16 protein-coding genes are annotated in these 20,460 nt (G+C 43.8%); 15 read left to right on the forward strand and 1 reads right to left on the reverse strand.

Annotation, left to right across the window (positions count from 1 at the left end; translation table 11 throughout):
* Positions 1-29: 29 nt before the first annotated feature.
* From A5883_RS17480 to dhaS, 5 genes are all read left to right on the forward strand, one after another.
* On the forward strand, positions 30-1,370 hold the full coding sequence (locus A5883_RS17480) for a citrate transporter (RefSeq protein WP_086339179.1): 1,341 nt from the start codon (positions 30-32) through the stop codon (positions 1,368-1,370).
* A 39-nt stretch (positions 1,371-1,409) separates the two neighbouring features.
* Complete coding sequence (locus A5883_RS17485; protein WP_086339180.1) at positions 1,410-3,536, forward strand: hydantoinase/oxoprolinase family protein; 2,127 nt, start codon at positions 1,410-1,412, stop codon at positions 3,534-3,536.
* Between the two features lie 14 nt (positions 3,537-3,550).
* Positions 3,551-4,198 carry a hypothetical protein gene (locus A5883_RS17490; protein ID WP_086339181.1) on the forward strand — a complete coding sequence of 216 codons (648 nt, stop codon included), beginning with the start codon at positions 3,551-3,553 and terminating at the stop codon, positions 4,196-4,198.
* Complete coding sequence (locus A5883_RS17495; RefSeq protein WP_086339182.1) at positions 4,170-6,680, forward strand: glycoside hydrolase family 31 protein; 2,511 nt, start codon at positions 4,170-4,172, stop codon at positions 6,678-6,680. The genes A5883_RS17490 and A5883_RS17495 overlap by 29 nt, the downstream gene beginning before the upstream one ends.
* Positions 6,681-7,019: 339 nt before the next feature.
* Entirely contained in the window at positions 7,020-7,547 is a 528-nt protein-coding gene (dhaS, locus tag A5883_RS17500) for a dihydroxyacetone kinase transcriptional activator DhaS (RefSeq protein WP_060793018.1), read from the forward strand.
* A 46-nt stretch (positions 7,548-7,593) separates the two neighbouring features.
* Here the strand turns inward: dhaS and A5883_RS17505 are convergent, their stop codons facing one another.
* Positions 7,594-8,586, reverse strand: a complete 993-nt coding sequence (locus tag A5883_RS17505; RefSeq protein WP_086339183.1) for a dihydroxyacetone kinase subunit DhaK — start codon at positions 8,584-8,586, stop codon at positions 7,594-7,596.
* Between the two features lie 353 nt (positions 8,587-8,939).
* Here A5883_RS17505 and dhaK point away from each other — a divergent pair, with 353 nt between their 5' ends.
* The 10 genes from dhaK (at position 8,940) to A5883_RS17555 (ending at position 20,420) form a co-directional block, all read left to right on the forward strand.
* Positions 8,940-9,920, forward strand: coding sequence for a dihydroxyacetone kinase subunit DhaK (gene dhaK, locus A5883_RS17510; protein ID WP_086339184.1), 981 nt, complete (start codon positions 8,940-8,942; stop codon positions 9,918-9,920).
* 13 nt (positions 9,921-9,933) lie between these two features.
* Positions 9,934-10,521 (forward strand): dihydroxyacetone kinase subunit DhaL, encoded by a 588-nt coding sequence (dhaL, locus tag A5883_RS17515; RefSeq protein ID WP_086339185.1) that lies wholly within the window; start codon positions 9,934-9,936, stop codon positions 10,519-10,521.
* The gene (gene dhaM / locus A5883_RS17520; RefSeq protein ID WP_060793022.1) at positions 10,514-10,885 is read left to right on the forward strand and encodes a dihydroxyacetone kinase phosphoryl donor subunit DhaM; all 372 of its coding nucleotides are present in this window, start codon (positions 10,514-10,516) and stop codon (positions 10,883-10,885) included. The genes dhaL and dhaM overlap by 8 nt, the downstream gene beginning before the upstream one ends.
* 20 nt (positions 10,886-10,905) lie before the next feature.
* The gene (locus A5883_RS17525; protein ID WP_086339186.1) at positions 10,906-12,042 is read left to right on the forward strand and encodes a glycerol dehydrogenase; all 1,137 of its coding nucleotides are present in this window, start codon (positions 10,906-10,908) and stop codon (positions 12,040-12,042) included.
* A 298-nt stretch (positions 12,043-12,340) separates the two neighbouring features.
* Complete coding sequence (locus A5883_RS17530; RefSeq protein WP_086339187.1) at positions 12,341-13,648, forward strand: NAD(P)/FAD-dependent oxidoreductase; 1,308 nt, start codon at positions 12,341-12,343, stop codon at positions 13,646-13,648.
* Positions 13,638-15,080, forward strand: a complete 1,443-nt coding sequence (locus A5883_RS17535) for a helix-turn-helix domain-containing protein (RefSeq protein WP_086339188.1) — start codon at positions 13,638-13,640, stop codon at positions 15,078-15,080. The genes A5883_RS17530 and A5883_RS17535 overlap by 11 nt, the downstream gene beginning before the upstream one ends.
* A 131-nt stretch (positions 15,081-15,211) precedes the next feature.
* On the forward strand, positions 15,212-16,732 hold the full coding sequence (glpK, locus tag A5883_RS17540) for a glycerol kinase GlpK (RefSeq protein WP_005225176.1): 1,521 nt from the start codon (positions 15,212-15,214) through the stop codon (positions 16,730-16,732).
* A gap of 3 nt (positions 16,733-16,735) precedes the next feature.
* A complete protein-coding gene (gene glpO, locus A5883_RS17545) occupies positions 16,736-18,565 on the forward strand; it encodes a type 1 glycerol-3-phosphate oxidase (protein WP_086339189.1) in 1,830 nt (609 codons plus the stop codon).
* Entirely contained in the window at positions 18,558-19,274 is a 717-nt protein-coding gene (locus A5883_RS17550; protein WP_005225178.1) for an MIP/aquaporin family protein, read from the forward strand. Before glpO ends, A5883_RS17550 begins: the two co-directional genes overlap by 8 nt.
* A gap of 90 nt (positions 19,275-19,364) precedes the next feature.
* Positions 19,365-20,420 (forward strand): alpha/beta hydrolase, encoded by a 1,056-nt coding sequence (locus A5883_RS17555; RefSeq protein WP_086339190.1) that lies wholly within the window; start codon positions 19,365-19,367, stop codon positions 20,418-20,420.
* Positions 20,421-20,460: the final 40 nt, after the last annotated feature.

Genomic DNA, 20,460 nt, shown 5'->3' on the forward strand with positions numbered 1-20,460 from the left:
AAGAAATGTAAAAACGAGGAGGAAAAGAAATGATTACACAGGTATTAGGCGGATTGGTCATTTTGTCGATTTTATTTATGGCTTTTTATTGTATCAAGGGCTATAACATGACCGTTGGCTTTTTCTTAATGAGTGCGATTTGGATCGCCATTAGTTTTGCAGGAAATGTGATTGAGCCCAATAGTGCTATGGAGGGATTGACCGCAGTTGAAGTGCTGACGGATGTCTTCCAAGCGGGACCCGAAGCATACGGACGAAATGTTTTAGTCAATGTGTTGTTCGGGGCATTCTTTGGTACCGTTTTGATTGAAACAGGGATTGCTTCTACTTTGATTCGTAAGACCGTGGAATTAGGGGGCGATCATCCGCGAGTGACCGTCAACTTGCTGTGCTTGGTTACAGCTGTATTGTTCACTTCGTTAACAGGTGTCGGACCATACATTGCTATCGGGGTAGTTGTTTTACCGATCATGCTGGCATTAGGTATCTCACCACTTGTTTCCGTTTTTGCTTTTATTGGTTCAGCGGGAGTGAGTGCCTCCTTCTTGAATGTAGTGAATTTCCAACAGTATCAAACGATTTTCGAAACGACGAGTCCAGAATTTGCGAATTATAGTTACAATGATTATTTCCCATTTGCGATCGTGGCAGCGACGATTTCTTTGATCGTGATCTTGACGATCGTTAATGTGAAGATCGGGAAAGCCAAAAAAGTCTATTCTTGGGATGCAGGTCAGTCCACAGCCAAAAGTGCTCCTGCTCTTTCACTGATTTCCGTTGCTATGCCCGTGATTTTATTGATCGCATTTAATCTACCCGTGATCCTTTCCTTTATTTTATCCAGTTTGTTTGCACTGATCACGACAGGGCATCTAAAAGGCGGCTTTGTGGAAGCAAGTCGGAAAATTGCCAAGTATGGGTCTGATGGGGCGATCAGTGTTGCACCGATGATGGCGTTCTTGTTAGCCATCGCCACTTACAATGCGGCAGCTGCGTATGTTGCTCCCTATTTAGGCGCATTATTAAGCCCAGTGATTCCTGCGACCACATTAGGATTGGCGATCGTGTTTGGTGTCTTTGGTGTCTTAGGGCATTTTAGAGGGCCGATGAACTTAGTCGGAAGCGGTCTTGCACTTTTACATGTCGTAGCTGCGGTAACAAGTTGGCCGATTCAATTTCTCTATCCATTGTTTATCGTGACAACGATCATTCCCCAAGGACTAGACATTACCCTTTCAGGAGCAGTCTGGGCATTGGATTATGCCAAAGTACAGTCCAAAGATTATATGCGTCTTGGGATCCCAACATCAGCGACCCTATGTGTCATTATGGCAATCGTTGTCTATCTCATGTACGGATCTTTAATGTAAAAAATCAGCACAAAAGGCTAGAAAAGAGTGGTATAGAACATGACAAGAAGAGTACGGATGGGAATTGACGTGGGTGGAACCCATACAAAAGCGGTAGCGATCGATAATGCGACGCATGAGATTATTGGGAAATCTTCCGTCAAAACAACCCACGATGATGTTTCAGGAGTGGCAAAAGGTGTCATTCAGACCTTTCAAAATTGCTTAAAAGAAAACAATATTGCTCCGGAAGAAGTGATTTTTGTTGCCCATAGTACCACGCAGGCGACCAATGCATTAATTGAAGGTGACGTGGCGAAAGTAGGGATTTTAGGGATAGCCAAAGGCGGCTTAGAAGGATTTCTCGCGAAGAAACAATTAAACATAAAAAATATTGTTTTAGGAGAAGGCAAAGAAATTCAGATCGCTAATGAATTTCTGAAACTAAAAGAAGTATCCGAAGACAAAATCGGTGACAAAATTGCTGCGCTAAAGCAAGAATCTGCGGAGGTCATCGTTTCTTCCATGGCGTTTGGGGTAGATGATATCGGTCCCGAGGAGCTGGTTTCCAATGTAGCGAAGCAAAAAAATATTCCTTCTACGATGGCATCAGATATCACGAAGCTATATGGCTTAACGCGGCGAACCCGTACGGCAGTGATCAATGCCAGTATTTTACCAAAAATGCTAAATACCGCAACATCAACCGAAAATGCCGTTCGACAAGCAGGCGTAACTGTTCCGTTGATGATCATGCGTGGTGACGGTGGGGTGATGGAAATCACTGAAATGAAGCGTCGTCCCGTATTGACGATGTTGTCAGGACCGGCTGCTTCGGTCATGGGTTCATTGATGTATCTGCGGGCTTCAAATGGGATCTATTTTGAAGTTGGTGGGACGACCACCAATATCGGTGTCATCAAAAATGGACGGCCCACGATCGATTATTCTATCGTGGGTGGTCATGCTACGTACATCAGTTCATTAGATGTACGAATCCTCGGCGTTGCAGGTGGTTCAATGGTTCGCGCGGATAAAAATGGGATCATTGACGTTGGCCCACGTTCTGCACATATCGCAGGACTTGATTATGCCGTATACACCGATACTGAGAAAATCAATCAGCCAAAGGTCGATTTCTTTTCGCCTAAGCCTGGTGATCCTGCCGATTACGTCCGAATTCTTATGGAGGACGGTTCAGCTGTCACCATTACAAACTCTTGCGCAGCCAATGTCTTGGGTCTGGTAGAACCGAATCATTTTTCTTATGGAAATATTCCTTCTGCACGTAAAGCAATGCAAGTATTGGCGGATTATTGCAAGACGACAGTGGAGGATATCGCGAACCAAATCATGGAAAAATCTTACCAAAAGATTGCACCGGTCATCAACGAACTGGTAGATAAATACAAGCTAGAAAAAGACCAAATCTCCTTAGTAGGAGTAGGTGGCGGTGCCTCCTCCTTGATTACGTATTATTCCAATAAAGATCAAGTGAAATATGATATCCCAGAAAATGCGGAAGTGATTTCTTCCATCGGTGTTGCTTTAGCCATGGTGCGTGATGTCGTTGAGCGTATCATCCCATCGCCAAGTCCAGAAGACATTCGTGCCATCAAACAAGAAGCACTAGATAAGGCCATCGATAGTGGAGCAAGTGCAGAAACGATCGAAGTTCATATTGAAATCGATCAACAGACGTCAAAAGTGACCGCGATCGCGACTGGTTCCACCGAAGTCAAAGCCATGGATCTATTAAAAGAATGTTCGGAAGAAGAAGCATTGGCTTTGGCTGCCAAAGACATGCGCTTGACGGAGCAGCAAACGACCTTGTTGGCGAAAACAAATGCCTTCTTCGTGTTTAGTGAAGCGACACATGACGGTCCCACTCAAGTTCGTATCTTAGATAAAAAAGGCTTTATCAAAGTGCAACGAGCGAATGCTTTGGCAGCAAAAGCAACGATTGCCACTTACCGAGAGGCAGTGGAGAAATTGTGGGAAGAAATGTCTGTTTATCAAAGTGAGATCATTGTTCGACCAGAGTTTTATGTCTGTTTTGGTTCACGAGTGATGGACTTCTCTGCTTCAACGCTTGAACAGTTAGCATTATTGATGGGCATTGAGCTAGATGATTTACAAGGGGACACAGAAGTTTTACTGGTCGCAGGAAACATCAAACAAACATGATCAGGTGATCAATGATGAATCACACGACTATTTTAAGACGACCATTGCAGGAACTAACGCAATACGATGACGAATTTTGGGCGAATTATCTATTCATGACCGATCCCTTTGCCTGCAAATACCAAGGATCAGATCATGTGGAGCTGATTGAGCAAGCACGACAATGTGGCGAAACTGCTGCCAAAGAATTTTTAGAAATGTATGGTCACCCCTTTGATAGGGGGACCATCTGCAAACAAAACAAGCTATTGTTGCGAAATCAAGTGCCCTTAAATGCTAGTGGAATGATCTTAGGGCAGTTTCAGCCACCTAATCAATTATTCATCAATGAGGCAGCAATCACACAGATAGCAGCCTTTTTAGAAAACAGGGCAATCAAGAGCACCGACACAGAAATTGCGAACCTGGTTTTCGGACATGAATTTTTTCACTGGATCGAAGAGCAGCAACAAGCATCGATCTACACGAGAACGAAAAAAGTTCAGCTCAGAAAGTTTTTAGGGATACCGCAAATCGTTAATTTGCGTGTCTTGAGTGAAATCGCTGCGATGGTTTTTACGAAAGAAATAAATGATTCAAAATTCAATCCCTGTCTCTTGGACTGTGCATTGATTCAGGGAAAAGGGGACTATTATGAGAGTGAAAACATTTCTTTATCTTGAAAAACGACCCGATGATTACTTGATCCATACCGAAGAAGCAACGATTCAACTACTATTTCTCACGGAAGATATTGTCCGAATCCGCGCCTCTTTTGATCGGACATTTATCGAAAAATCGTATGCCTTAGTAATGACCGCTTGGGAGGATCGCTTGGATTCCTTATTGAAGGAGGAGCGTAAGCGAGTCGCAGCGGTTACTGTCCCGTGTGAAGAAACGGAAGATACCTTGATTTTTCCTGCCAAAAAATTAAAGGTGATCATCCACAAAGCACCCTTCCATTTCAGAATCTACAACCAGAAAGACGAATTGATTTACTCTGATTTGCCAGAACGGGCTTTTGAGATCGACCAGCTAGGCAGAGCGTACCATTATAATAAAATCGAACCAAAAACCAATCATTTTTATGGTTTTGGCGAAAAGACAGGGCACCATGATAAAAAAGGCAGACGAATGCGCATGTCCGCCAAAGACGCAATTGGTCACGATCCAGAGTTTGGTGATCCGTTATACAAGCATATCCCTTTCTATATTCGTCTGAGTGAAAGCAACCAAACAGCGATTGGTCTCTTTTATAACAATTCTTATGAGTCTGTATTTGATATGGGCAATGAGATCAGTGGTTATTGGGACCCTTATAGCTATTATCAAACAGATGGTAACGAGATCGATCTCTTTTTTATCAACGGTCCTTCAGTAAAAGAAGTTGTCAATCGCTATACCGATCTAACCGGCAAGCAAGCTATGCCGCCTAAACACAGCTTAGGTTTTACTGCATCTACTATGTATTATGCAGAACTTGACAAAAATTGTGACCAAGAAATCTATGGTGTGATTGAAAAGCATCGGGCCAATGGTATGATGATCGATAATTTTAAGCTAGCATCGGGCTATTCCTCTGGTGAAGAAGATAATCTGAGGTATGTGTTTCATTGGAATAAAACGCGTTTTCCTGATCCAATTGCGTTTTTTAACAAAATGAACCAGCTAGGAATCAATGTTATCGTGAATTTGAAACCGGGTATTTTAGAAAAGCATCCCTTTAGAGAGGAATTTGAAGCAAATGATGTGTTTGTGAAAGACCGCGACGGTGAACAAGATTACTATGGTCGCTGGTGGGGTGGTGAAGGTCGTTTTGTTGATTTCTTAAAAGCATCAGGGCGCAATACCTGGAAAAAAATGTTGAAAGCATCGATTTTAGAAAAAGGGACAGCTACCGTCTGGAACGATAATTGCGAATACGATGGGATCGAAGAAAAACAAGCGCTTTGTGGCGAAGGAGCAGAACGAGGACAAATTGCAGAATTAAAACCGATCCAAGCCAACATGATGGCCTATACGGCAAAACAAGCGATCAAAGAAGTTTTTCCCAATAAGCGACCGTACATCATCAATCGAGCAGGCTATGCCGGGATTCAGCGTTATGCGCAAACTTGGGCGGGAGACAATCTCACTGACTGGCGGACCCTCCGATACAATATCGATACAATCATCGGGATGGGTTTGTCTGGGGTAGCAAATACTGGCTGTGACATTGGTGGTTTTGCTGGTGGTGCACCAGATGCAGAATTATTACTGCGCTGGATTCAAAATGGTATTTTTCAACCGCGTTTTTGTATCAATTCTGCCAACGATGATAACACAGTTACGCAACCATGGATGTATGACAAAATGAATCCATTGATTCGGAAAGCCTTTCGCTTGCGCTATCAAATGCTGCCTTACCTCTATTCATTGATGTATCAAGCCCATCGAACGGGTGATCCGATCCTCAGACCGTTGTTCTACGAATTTCAAGAAGACCCTAACTGTTATGCAGATCCTTTTCATACCTTCATGGTTGGTTCGTCGCTTTTAGTTGCCAATGTTTTGGAAGCAGGTGCGACAACGCGAACCCTTTACTTGCCAAAAGGTAGTCAATGGTTCCAATTAAACGAGCAATTCACATGTTATGAGGGTGGTCAAGTGATCACGATTCCAGTCGGCTTAGAAGATATCCCGATGTTTCTTAGAGCAGATGGTATCTTTGTGACAAGTGCTGATGAGCATCAACGGGCGACTGATACGTTGAAACAGATCGAACTACTAATAGGTGAAGGAGAAAATCAACGATTCGATTTGTACGAAGATGATGGACAGAGCAATGATTTTGAACAGCAGCATTACAAGCTAACGACGATCAAGACAACTGGCAGAGAAAGAAAAACCATTCAGTTTCAAACAACAGGTACTTTCGACAGTACGATCGAGTATTATCGCTTGAAGGTGATAACTAAGGAAAAAGGTGCCTATTGGGTCACCTTAGATGGGCAAAAGCTGCCACAATATCTAAGTCGTCAAGATTTTGAAGCAGCAACAAATGGCTGGTATTACGATCTTCAAGAACGGGCAAACTGGATAAAATTCCCACGACCAAGCAGCCCATCTTTTGAAGTGATCGTTTCAACGGAAACGTTTGATCTGATCGGGATGAGTAATGAGTGAAAGCTGAAAAAAATTAGGTGAATGATTAAAAAGTGTTATGTTACCTTTATAGTAATTTTTTAGATATGATTTAACTGTTTGTTGGACCGAATTGTTTTAGATCCCTAGAAACCAGCTCTATCAACACAAATAACGATTGGTTTTTTATCAAGGGGAGGAAATGCAAAAAACGGCTGTCAATATTCATTATTTGTTATTGTAAACAGACAATAGCTTAGATAGAATACTCGTATAGCGAAGGCAGGAAGGTTCATCTTATTAACCGAACGAGTCGAAGATCTATCCATTAAGGAAGCATCAGCAAAATGGAAGATTCGTTTATTAGATAAGGGTGTTTAGATGGCAGAATCAATGATCGTAAAGAAAAAAATTTCCAAAGCATTTAAACAATTAGTAGTGGAGATTGGTTTCGAGAAAGTAACTATTTCAAAGATTATGCTAGCAGCCAATATACGTCGTCAAACGTATTACAATCATTTTCAAGACAAATATGATTTGACCGATTGGATTTTTCAGCAAGAAGCCATTGAAAAAATAGCAGATAATTTGGCTTATGAAGACTGGATGACGACGTTACAAGACTTGTTCGTTTACTTTGAAGAAAATAAGCGATTCTATTGTAATGTGTTATCTTTTCAAGGTCAAAATTCTTTTCAAGAGTATTATGTCGAACACTTAAAGGGCTTGATCAGTAAGATGTTGGATATAAAATGGGGCGACAACAGCAAAAAGAAAGAAAATCGTGAGTTTATCGAAGAATTCTATGCGACTGCGTTTATGGCAATGACGACAAAGTGGATGTCAGAAGGCTGTAAACCAAGTGGACGAGAATTTGCGAATAATATGAGCAGCTGTCTATTTGATTAAGCGAATAGACAGCTGCTCTTTTTTGTCGAAGCAAAAGGAACATGACTTAGTGCCAGCCAAAGGCATCGGTCGGAAGATGCAAGTACTCTTGCCACTTTTGGTTTTTCAAGGAAAAAAAGGAAAGTGAGAGACCATCCGTATCATAGGCGGTCAAGAAGTTGCCCATTTTTTTAAAGGAAGCACGAATCTCTTCAATCTCTAGTAATTGTTGGACATCGTTCATAAATATTGCCAGTTCCAAAAGAGGGATCGCCCCTAAGCCGTTGACCAGCAGCGCGATGTCTTTTAGCTCTTCTTTGGAAAATTGCTTGCTGAGTTTGTTGACTAACTCAATAGCGATTCGTTCAGAAGAATGGATCTTTTCAGTTCGGTAACCAGACTCTCCATGAATACCGATACCAAATGCTAGTTCGTCCGAAGCTAAGTGATATTGCTGACGAATGTGTGCGATAGGTGAGGGCGGAGTAAAAGCAACCCCTAGTGTTTTGATCCGTGGGACGATCTGTTCCCCTAATTCTTTCAATTGTTTTAATGACAGTAGCTCTTCTGAAGCAGCCCCCAATAGCTTGTGGACAAAAATCGTTCCAGCAACGCCTCTACGGCGTTTGATAAAGGTATCACTTTCAATCGAACAATCATCGGAAACAAGCAAATGATCCACTTTCATCCCAGCTTCGGCAGCCCATGTTTGCGCCTGTAAGAAATTTTGAGCATCTTTAGCAAAGTTTTTAATGATCAAGATGGTCCCATGTCCGTTGTATGATGCCTTGATACCACGGAAAATCTCTTCTGCTGAAGGAGGCTCAAAGATTGATCCCATAATAGCACCATCCAACATGTTTTTTCCAATATAGCCTATGTGGGAAGGTTCATGACCACTACCGCCACCACTTAATAAAATAACTTTATTAGTTGGCAATTCTCTTTTTAGGAAAATCCCTGTGCGGGGGATCCAGCGCAGGCGATCATGGTAGGTATAGGCAAATCCAGCAAAAATCTGTTTCTGTATCTGTGGTTTTGATCGAATAAAACGATTCATCGACGCCAGCTCCTTTTACTTAAATCGTAATTCGATTATACGCTTTTTTTCCATGGCAAACTACTATTAAGGTGCGTTTGGAAGCGGACACATTAGTGTTTCTGTCCGTTGTAAATAGAGCTTGGAAACGGTAAGGTTATAGATAAGGAGACCTATAAAAAAAGCAGGAAGACCAATTTGAATAATAGCAAGAAGCTTGTTTTTTTGAAGGTGCTAACAGTTTTTTTGGGGAGAAACTTTTTTTTAAAAAGAGAAATAAAAAATAACAAAAAATTATGAAGCGTCTTGCGAAATATCGAGAGGATAGGAAGAAGCTTTCATAAGATTCACAACGTATGGAAAGGAAGTAAGCAATGAAAAAAATTATGAATCAACCGACAGATGTTTTGGCAGAAATGATTCGAGGAATCGTTCAAGCAAATGAATCAACGATTGAACAAGTTCCCAATACATTTGTCGTAAAACAAAAAGAACTCGCCAAACAAGTTTCTTTAATCAGTGGTGGTGGAAGTGGGCATGAGCCAGCTCATGCGGGCTTTGTCGGTGAGGGAATGTTACAGGCAGCTGTTTGTGGGCAAGTGTTTACTTCACCTACGCCGGATCAAATTTACGAAGGAATCAAAAGTGTGAATACCGGCAATGGTGTCGTTTTGATCGTGAAAAATTATTCTGGCGATATCATGAACTTTGAGATGGCAAAGGAACTCGCTGAACTAGATGGTATTGAAGTTGGCACAGTGGTCGTTGATGATGATATCGCTGTGGAGGATAGCACCTTTACGCAAGGAAAACGTGGGGTCGCTGGCACGGTTTTTGTTCATAAAATTTTAGGAGCTGCTGCCAAACAGGGGTGTTCCATTGAAGAGCTAGTGTCACTTGGGAACCAAGTTGTCCGTCAATTAAAAACCATCAGCGTCGCACTGAGTGGTGCCACCGTACCAGAAGTGGGAAGTCCAGGCTTTACACTAACAGAAACAGACATCGAGTTTGGTGTGGGGATTCATGGTGAGCCTGGTTATGCTCGGGAAACGATGTGTTCTTCAAATGAGATCGCTCAAAAAATGATCGAGAAATTAAAAAAGGCTTTTTCTTGGGAAAATGGGGAGAAATTTGCTGTGATGGTCAATGGATTGGGCGGTACACCATTGATGGAGCAATATATTTTCTATCAAGATGTACGGAAACATTTGGATCGTGAGCTCGATGTGGTGTTTTCAAAGGTCGGCAATTTTATGACGGCAATCGATATGGCAGGTATCTCATTGACCCTATTAAAATTGGAACCGGAATGGGTGGCTTATTTAACGGAGCCGGTAGCACATACCGCTTGGTAAAAAGGGGAAAAGAATGTTTACAAAAGAAAATTCATTAAAAACACTTCGTCTTTTTCATCAAACGATTCAAGCAGAAAAAGATTATTTGAATGCACTAGATACAGCGATCGGTGATGGCGATCACGGAAGTAATCTAGCTCGAGGAATGACAGCAGTCATGGAGACGTTAGAAAAGGAACCTGTAGAGGAGGTGTCAGAGGTTTTTAAAAAGACAGCGATGACTCTGATCAGTAAAGTGGGTGGCGCATCCGGCCCCCTCTATGGCACGGCTTTCTTGGAGATGGCGAAAACGAGCGCCATGATGGAAAATCCCAAAGCGATTCTTGAAGCAGCGCTTAGTGGTATCAAACGTCGAGGACAATCTGAAGCTAAAGATAAAACGATGGTAGAAACTTGGGAACGAGCGATCGTAGCTCTGGAAGCAGAAACCTTGTCCTTTGAAGTCGTGAAAGAAGCTGCCGAAAAAACAGCGGATCTTGTTGCCAAAAAAGGTCGTGCTTCTTATTTGGGGGAACGATCTTTGGGACATATTGATCCCGGCGCGATGTCCAGTGCCTTTCTTTTTGGCGCAATGATTGAAGCAGGTGTTTTTGATGAATAAAATCGGCATTGTACTCGTCTCTCATGTTTATGAAATTGCTTTTGGCTTACAGCGTTTGATCAAAGAAGTTGCTCCAGATGTTCCCATTACTTTAGCAGCTGGCTTAGAGGACAATGGAATCGGGACAAATGCAGAAACGATCGTAACTGCGTTTGAAGAGAACCAGGGCCAGATACTGTTCGCTTTTTATGATTTAGGCAGTGCCAAAATGAATTTGGAACTTGCGGAGGAATTGACCGAAAAAACAGTTCACTTATTTGATACTGCGCTGATCGAAAGTGCCTATACTGCTGCTGCATTATTGCAAGTTGCTGCTTCTGAGCAAGAGATCATAGAACAATTGACTGCACTAAAAATAAAATAAAAGAAATGGAGTGTCGTGTAATGAGAAAAGCTTTTATCAGTCCAGCAAAATATGTGCAAGGAGAAGATGAATTGCTTCGCCTAGGATATTTTGTAAAAACCTTTGGGAAAAGCGCCTTATTGATTGCCAGTAAAGAAGATGTCGCAAGGGTCAAAGAAAAATTAGATCAGACGGCAAACACCTATGAAATTGTTTTGGTCGAAAGTGATTTTCACGGCGAAGCGACTCGGGGAGAAGTGGCTCGTTTAAAAGCGATCGCTGCTGCAAACGCCTGTGACTGTATTATTGGTTTAGGGGGCGGAAAAGCTATTGATACGGCAAAATGTGTGGCAGAGGGCCGCAACTTGATCATCGTTCCAACGATCGTTGCAACCGATGCACCAACCAGTCATTCTGCAGTTTTGTATACAGAAGAGGGCGCATTTGATGACTACGCGTATTTTGTCCAAAGTCCGAGCGTAGTTTTGATCGATACAGTCGTGATCGCGCAAGCACCGACACGTTTTCTTGTCTCTGGAATCGGAGATGCCTTATCAACTTATTTTGAGGCAAGAGCTACTCAACGTTCTTTTTCTAATGTCAATGCTGGATTGCCTTGTGGCGCACAAGAAGGCTGTCCACCGGCGAAAGGAACCAAAGCCGCTTATGCGTTAGCGAAGCAGTGCTATGAAACGATTTTAGAAGATGGTGCCAAAGCGAAGCAAGCTTGTGAGCGTAATGTGGTCACGCCAGCATTGGAAAATGTGATCGAAGCCAATATCCTCCTTTCTGGATTAGGCTTTGAAAGTGCCGGATTAGCAGCGATCCATGCCATTCATGATGGCTTGACTGTTCTTCATGCTGCCCATGACGCCACCCACGGAGAAAAAGTCGCTTTTAGCACGATCTGCCAACTCGTTTTAGAAAATGCACCTCAAAAAGAGTTGTTTGAAGTAATCAACTTTGCGCTATCGATTGGCTTACCTGTTTGCTTGAGAGACTTAGGGGTAGAAACGATCAGTGACGAGGAGTTAACAGAAGTAGCCGAAAAGGCTTGTATCCCTGAAGAATCGATTCATTCGATGCCGTTTCCAATTACGGTTGAACAAGTCAAAGCAGCGATCGTCGTAGCAGATAAGATTGGTAGTGCTTGTAAGCAAGATTCTCAGCCTCAATAACACAGATAAAACGATAGCAAAAATAAACCATTCAATCAGGAAGTAGGTTGCATGATCCTAGTGATGATGCAACCAAGTCTCGATTGGCTGGTTTTTTTGTGCATTTTTCTTTTTTTAGCGAATTTTTTAATGAGCGCTGTTTGGCTGATGACAGCGGAACCTCAAGGTACGGTCATTCAGATTTTTTTTTGATTTGAAAACATCTTACTATATCTGGTGCAAAAAAATAGTAAGGGAGATAGCTTTTTACTCGTCAAATGAGAGCGTTTCATTTAAGCTAAGGGAGAGAGGTGATCCAATGAAAATCATTATCATAGGCGGGTCCTTTGGGGGTGTCAGCTGCGCCCTTGAAGCACGCCGATTATACCCTGACGCAGAGATTTTATTGATAGAAAAAAAAGCCCATCTTGGGTTTGTTCCAAGCGGTTTGTTATTGCTGATCGAAGGCAGGATCGCATCGCTGGAAGAAGCATTCTTTTGTACGAAGGAGCAGCTGGAGGCAGAAACGATCGACGTTGCCTTAGAAGAAACGCTTCTGGAGATTTTTCCTTCGGATCATCGGATTCGAACGGATAAGCGAGAACTAAGTTATGATCGACTCGTCTTGGCAGCAGGCTCCAGTCAAGATTCCACTGTTTTGCCACAACCAGAAGAAGCACTACTGACCTACAAGGAATATGAGGCAGCCAAGCATTTCTTGCAGCAATTGCCCCAAGCAGAGTCGATTACCATCGTAGGTGCTGGTCAAGCGGGGATGGAAGCGGCGAATACCTTGACTGCGATCGGAAAAAAAGTCAGTGTGATCGAATCAATGTCATATCCTTTATTCAAGTACTTTGATCACGATTTTTTGCAGCCCTTTTTAACGGAGATCGAAAAAATCCCCAACTTGCAGCTGCATTGGTCCAAGCCAACTTTGGCAGTCGTTAAAACGGAAACAGGCTTTCGGATCGAAACCGCCGATCAAGGCTATGAAAGCGATCTGGTATTGACGACAGTCAACGTTCATCCTCGCTTGCCAGAGGCATTTGCGGTCTTTGAATTACACAGTGATCAAACCATCTGGACAGATGCCTACTTGGAAACTTCTGCCACGGATATTTTTGCGGTCGGCGATTTGATCCAAATTCCGAATGCTATTACGAAAGACACGGTCTATATGCCCTTAGTCAACAATGCTGTTCGCTCAGGAATCGCAGTAGCTCGTAATCTGGCAAGCAAAACCATCCCGTTTCGTGGCGGATTGCGGACAGTCGGTACGCAACTGTTTGGGTGGTACTTAGCAAGCACCGGCTTGACCGAGTCTGATCGGTTTTTCTTCGAATCTCCGATCGTCTGTCATGCGTTTACTGCCGCCAGTTCCTTGTTTGATCCAACGCAGGTTCATGGAAAAGTGATGATCGAACAAGCCAGCGGCCGAATCGTTGGTGCGCAGCTTTTATCAAAAGCCAATATTTTGGAAAAAATCAATTTATTAGCGTTTGCGATCGAGCAGCAGGCAACGATGGAGGAGTTGACCCAAAAAGACTTTTTCTTCCATCCACGGTTCACTAATGTAATCGACGAAACTTTTCTATGGTCGGGAAGTGATGCCGATGAGACTTGATCAGTTATTAGAAAAAAAAGAAGCAAAGCAATTGCAGCTGCTCAAAAAGCTTTTACTGGTGGGCGGAAAAATGGAGCTGCACGAGCTGGCGAGCTATCTTGGCATCAGTAAGCCTTCCTTGGAAAAATATGTGGAGGAGTTGCAAGATGAGCTGGCTCACTACCAAGAACAGTGTCAGTTGTATTATCGAAAAGGTGTCCTGGTCTTTGAAATGAGTCCCACTTTTTCCCTTAATCAAATCGAATGGGCGTTTTATCGTTCAGCATTGAAATTTCAAATCCTCGAGCATCTTTTGCAGCATCAAGAGGTGACCACTGTCCAGCTGGCACAAAAATTAGCGGTCAGCGAGTCATCCTTGTTTCGCAAAATCAAAGAGCTAAATGGCTTGCTAGCAGAATTCGAGTTAGAGATCTGGCAAGGAAAGCTGATTGGGGAAGAAACGCAAATTCGTTATTTCTATTTTGAACTCTTTTGGTATGTCCATTCTTTCGACAGTCAGCCGCTGCCGATCGATGAAAAATACGTCGGTCTGATCACACGAGGTCTGAACATGACCTTCACGAAAGAAGCCCAACAGCGCTTGTCCTTATGGCTGAGGATCATGAAGGCGCGACTGAAAATTACTACTCAATCCTTTCAAGTCTTACGGGAGAAAATGGTACCCTACACGAAAGATCCTTTGTTTCAGCAATTACGGGAGTTAGTATTTCGTGGGTTTGGCCATTATGCATTAGAAGTCAGAGAAGAGGAGGCGATGCTGCACTTTGTCTTTTTACTGTCGTTCTCGGTGTTATCCGAACACGATCTGCAAGTGTATATGCTGCAGCGTTCTCGGTTTACGCCAACTGCCTTGACGGATACCTTGATTTTGGAACATATTTTGCATCTCTACCGCCCATCGTTTGTTCCCCGTGAAATCGAAGCCACTTGTTATGGTCACCTGCTGCAGATCCACAGCCGCGTGTATTTTTTCAAAGGGGATGTGGAGGTTTTTGATCGAGAAAATATTTGGCAGTTAGAAGCGCAGCTATCCAGTCGTAACATCCAGCAAATCAGTCACGAACTATTGGATAAGGCTTTAGCAGAGCTTGATATCAAGCCATCTGATAAAAATAGTTTGTTGATGATGACGATGGTCAAATACTTGAGCGTGATCACGATCATCGATTATCAAATCAATCGGGAGTTTCGCGTCGGGATCGCTTTGAAAATGGATGAACTGTTTAAAGAAGCCCTCTACTACATGTGGCTGCTGTATCTCAAAAATTTGAATGGCGTAGTCGTAGAACGCTATCGCCCAGAACAAGAATATGACTTAATCTTGGCAAACTATGCTATCGAGACGAAAACACCGACTTATCGAATCAGTGAACTAGGTACCGCTTATGATCGGGAAACGATCAAAAAAATGATCCGCGAACGCTTTCAATAGTGGATTTCGTCAATTTCTTAGAAATTTGAAAAAAAATTGACGAACCACATTGCGAAAGTTCAGCTAAAATAAAAGCAAGTCAGAAAGCGCTAACAAGAAAAGCGTATAAAAAACTAAAGGGAGCGAATCAAATGGCAGAAAAAAATTATGTAATGGCGATCGACCAAGGAACCACTAGTTCAAGAGCAATTATTTTTGATCGTAACGGGAAAAAAATCGGTAGTTCACAAAAAGAGTTTCCGCAATACTTTCCAAAATCGGGTTGGGTAGAACACAACGCCAACGAAATTTGGAACTCTGTCCAATCAGTCATCGCAGGGGCATTTATTGAATCAGGTATCCGACCAGAAGCAATCGCCGGCATCGGGATCACCAACCAGCGTGAAACGACAGTGGTTTGGGACAAAACGACAGGCCAGCCGATCGCAAATGCAATCGTTTGGCAATCCCGCCAATCTTCACCGATCGCTGACCAATTAAAAGCAGATGGCCATACAGAGATGATCCATGAAAAAACTGGGTTAGTCATTGATGCGTATTTCTCAGCGACCAAGGTGCGCTGGCTATTAGACAATATCGAAGGGGCACAAGAAAAGGCGGATAATGGCGAGCTACTTTTCGGAACGATCGATTCATGGCTTGTGTGGAAACTGACAGATGGACAAGTCCATGTCACCGACTACTCCAATGCTAGTCGGACGATGCTTTACAATATCCATAAATTAGAATGGGATCAAGAAATCTTGGATCTTTTGAACATTCCAAGCTCGATGTTGCCAGAAGTCAAAAGCAACTCAGAAGTCTATGGTCACACCCGCAGCTACCATTTTTACGGCAGTGAAGTACCAATCGCTGGAATGGCTGGGGACCAACAAGCCGCCCTCTTTGGACAAATGGCCTTTGAAAAAGGCATGATCAAAAATACTTACGGCACTGGGGCATTTATCGTCATGAATACGGGTGAAGAACCACAATTGTCTGACAATGACCTACTGACGACCATCGGGTATGGCATCAACGGCAAAGTCTATTATGCCTTAGAAGGAAGTATCTTCGTTGCTGGATCAGCGATCCAATGGCTGCGGGACGGTCTACGAATGATCGAGTCTTCTCCGCAATCAGAAGAAATAGCTGCCAAAGCAAAAGGCGATAATGAAGTGTATGTGGTGCCTGCCTTTACTGGATTGGGTGCACCTTATTGGGATTCAGATGCAAGAGGAGCCGTCTTTGGCTTGACTCGTGGGACGACGAAGGAAGATTTTGTTCGGGCAACATTGCAAGCTGTTGCGTATCAATCAAAAGATGTCATCGACACGATGAAAAAAGATTCTGGCATCGATATCCCATTGCTGAAAGTCGATGGCGGTGCAGCCAAAAACGATCTATTGATGCAGTTCCAAGCGGACATTTTAGACATTGACGTGCAACGAGCTGCGAATCTGGAAACAACCGCATTAGGTGCAGCTTACTTGGCAGGGCTAGCGGTTGGCTTCTGGAAAGACTTGGATGAATTGAAATCAATGGCAGAAGAAGGGCAAATGTTTACACCAGAAATGCCAGCAGAAGAAAGAGACAATTTGTACGAAGGCTGGAAACAAGCGGTGGCAGCTACTCAGACCTTCAAATTCAAAGCGAAGAAAGAAGGCGAGTAAGCCATGACCTTTTCACATAAAGATCGGAAGCAAACCATTCAAGAAGCGGCAAAGACCACCTACGATGTATTGATCATCGGTGGTGGGATCACTGGCGCGGGGGTTGCTGTTCAAACCGCAGCCGCTGGGATGAAGACGGTACTTTTGGAAATGCAGGATTTTGCCGAAGGAACGTCTTCGCGGTCCACCAAACTCGTTCATGGTGGTATTCGCTATTTGAAAACCTTTGACGTGGAAGTGGTCGCTGACACCGTGCGGGAGCGGGCGATCGTGCAGCAAATTGCTCCGCATATCCCGAAACCAGATCCAATGCTTTTGCCAATCTATGATGAACCAGGGGCAACCTTCTCCTTGTTTTCTGTCAAAGTGGCGATGGATCTTTATGATCGCTTAGCGAATGTGACAGGCAGTAAATACGAAAATTATCTGCTGACGAAAGAAGAGGTCTTAGAACGCGAACCTCAGCTGCAGGCGGAAAACTTAGTCGGTGGCGGTGTCTATCTTGATTTTCGCAACAACGATGCCCGCTTGGTGATCGAAAACATCAAACGAGCACAAGCCGATGGGGCAGCAATGATCAGTAAAGCCAAAGTCGTCGGCATCTTACATGATGAGCAAGGCATCATCAATGGGGTAGAAGTGGAGGATCAACTGACAAACGAGCGCTTTGAGGTTCACGCCAAAGTCGTGATCAACACGACAGGCCCTTGGTCAGACATCGTTCGTCAATTAGACAAGAATGATGAGCTGCCGCCACAAATGCGTCCGACGAAAGGTGTCCATTTAGTGGTCGATCGGGAAAAACTAAAAGTGCCGCAACCAACCTATTTTGATACTGGGAAAAATGATGGTCGGATGGTTTTCGTGGTACCAAGAGAAAATAAGACCTATTTTGGCACAACCGATACGGATTATACAGGCGATTTCGCCCATCCAACGGTCACGCAAGAAGATGTTGATTATCTACTGACCATCGTGAATGAACGCTTCCCTCACGCTCAGATCACCCTTGATGATATCGAAGCGAGCTGGGCAGGATTGCGTCCGTTGATTGTGAATAATGGCGGGTCTGATTACAATGGCGGCGGTAAAGGCAAACTATCGGATGAAAGCTTTGAGCAGATCGTTGAAAGCGTCAAAGAGTATCTTGAAGATGAGCGGCAGCGACCAGTCGTAGAAAAAGCTGTAAAACAAGCACAAGAACGAGTAGAAGCCAGCAAAGTGGATCCATCGCAAGTTTCTCGCGGCAGCAGTTTGGAACGCTCAAAAGACGGACTATTGACGTTGGCAGGGGGGAAAATCACCGATTATCGCTTGATGGCGGAAGGAGCAGTTAAACGGATCGATGAATTGCTCCAAGAAAGCGGTGCATCCTTCGAGTTGGTGGATTCAACCACGTACCCAGTTTCTGGTGGTGAGCTTGATGCAGCCAATGTAGAGGAAGAATTAGCGAAGCTGGCTGACCAAGCGCAAGCCGCTGGATTCGATGAAGCAGCTGCGACGTATTTGGCTCATCTTTATGGGTCGAATCTTCCCCAAGTGTTGAACTACAAGACGAAGTTTGAGGGCTTAGATGAAAAAGAAAGTACGGCCTTGAACTATTCCTTGCATGAAGAAATGGTTCTGACGCCTGTCGATTATCTATTGCGTCGGACCAACCATATCCTATTTATGCGAGACACCTTAGATGAAGTCAAAGCCGGTGTCGTTGCAGCTATGACCGACTTCTTTGGCTGGAGCGAGGAAGAAAAAGCAGCCCGTGTAGCCGAATTGAACCAAGTGATCGCAGAATCAGATTTAACAGCCTTAAAAGGAGGAAAAAAAGATGAATGAAACAACCCAGATCTTTAGTGAATTTCTAGGAACGGCTATTTTGGTTTTGTTAGGGGATGGTGTGTGTGCGGCTGTCAATCTGAAAAAGAGTAAAGCAGAAGCCTCTGGCTGGATCGTGATCGCAATGGGCTGGGCGACAGCGGTAACGATTGCCGTTTACGTTTCAGGGTACATGGGACCTGCTCACTTGAATCCAGCCGTTACATTAGGCATGGCCATGACGGGGAATTTTTCTTGGAGCTTGGCTGTACCGTTTATGCTGGCACAAATTGCTGGTGCGATCGTAGGGGCGATCCTCGTTTGGCTCAACTACTTGCCATTATGGGATGAAACAAAAGACCAAGGCGCGATTTTAGGTACCTTTGCAACAGGGCCTGCGGTTCGTAATTTAGTATCGAATACCATCACTGAAGTGATTGGTACCTTTGTCTTAGTCTTTGGCTTATTGGCTTTTGGTGCCAATACCTTTACGGATGGATTAAATCCCATCGTCGTTGGGATCTTGATCTTAGCGATCGGGCTGTCGCTTGGTGGACCAACAGGCTATGCCATCAACCCGGCACGGGACTTAGGACCACGGATCGCTCACCAAATCTTGCCAATCAAAAACAAAGGGACTTCCGATTGGGGTTATGCGTTAGTACCAATCATCGGTCCAATGATCGGGGCAGCGATCGCAGCTGGTTTGTTTATGATGTTGCCATTATAAACGATGTTATTTTAAGGATGATGCCTATTGGTATCATCCTTTTTTAATCTTTAGCAATTGTCATTGAGTTTGCTAAAAAAACATGGTTAAATGAAAAAGCTGAAACAGAACGAAGGAAGGAGCTTTTACTTGAAAAAAATTCTGCGCTTTTTCATGTGGGTGGCGATGGTCCTGATCGGACTCTTAGCTGCCGTTTTTCTGGCTTTTCAACTCTCCCCACGACCGGGGGCTTTTTTGATCGGTCATCTGTTTAACCGAGAAGTGACCATCAAGGATGAGGCAGCTTATCAAAAAAGTTTGCCGAATGTGACGGTCAAACAGGACTTGACGTATCAATCGGATTATCAACGTAGTACCTTTGATCTATATTATCCCAAAGAGGCACAAGGCCCTGTTCCAGTCATTTTTTGGGTCCATGGGGGCGGCTATGTCGGCGGAGACAAAGAAGGGGTCAAAGAGTTTGCGACCTATGTCGTCGATGAAACCAAAGCCGCTGTGATTTCGATTAATTATGAATGGGCACCAAGTCTGCATTATCCTGGACAGGTCAAACAATTAGCCCAAGCGGTAGACTCGATCAAAGCAGATGCCCAAGCATACCCCATGCTGGATTTCGATCAACTCTTCTTCGGCGGGGATTCTGCAGGAGCCCAAATCGCTGGGCAATATGTGGCGCTGCAAACCAATCCAGCGTATGCGAAGGAAATGTCCTTTGATCAAGACATTCCTGCATCGGCCCTGAAAGGGTTTATTTCCTATTGCGGACCGCTTGATTTGAAGCAGATCGCTGGGACTTCTTCAGATGATCGCTTTATGAAATTCTTTGTCAAAACGGTGGCTTGGTCATTATTAGGAAAAAAAGAATGGCAAGATAGTCCCCAACTGCAGGAGATCTCACTGGTGGATAAATTGACGGCTGATTTTCCACCAACGTATATCACGGATGGCAATGCCTATTCCTTTGAAGACCAAGGCATTGCCTTTGCCAACCAGCTGCAAGCTCTTGATATTCCCGTGACGAGTCGCTTTTACAAAGGGGATTCGGAAACGGTGACCCACGAATACCAATTTGATTATAGCTTGCCACAAGCACAGGCCTGTTTGACAGAAACGTTGACCTTTATCAAAGACCAGCTGGCTCACTAAAAAACACCTTGTTTCTCGCCAATTGAGGGTGAGAAACAAG

The sequence above is a fragment of the Enterococcus sp. 5B3_DIV0040 genome, assembly GCF_002140755.1.
GTDB lineage: Bacteria > Bacillota > Bacilli > Lactobacillales > Enterococcaceae > Enterococcus_D > Enterococcus_D casseliflavus.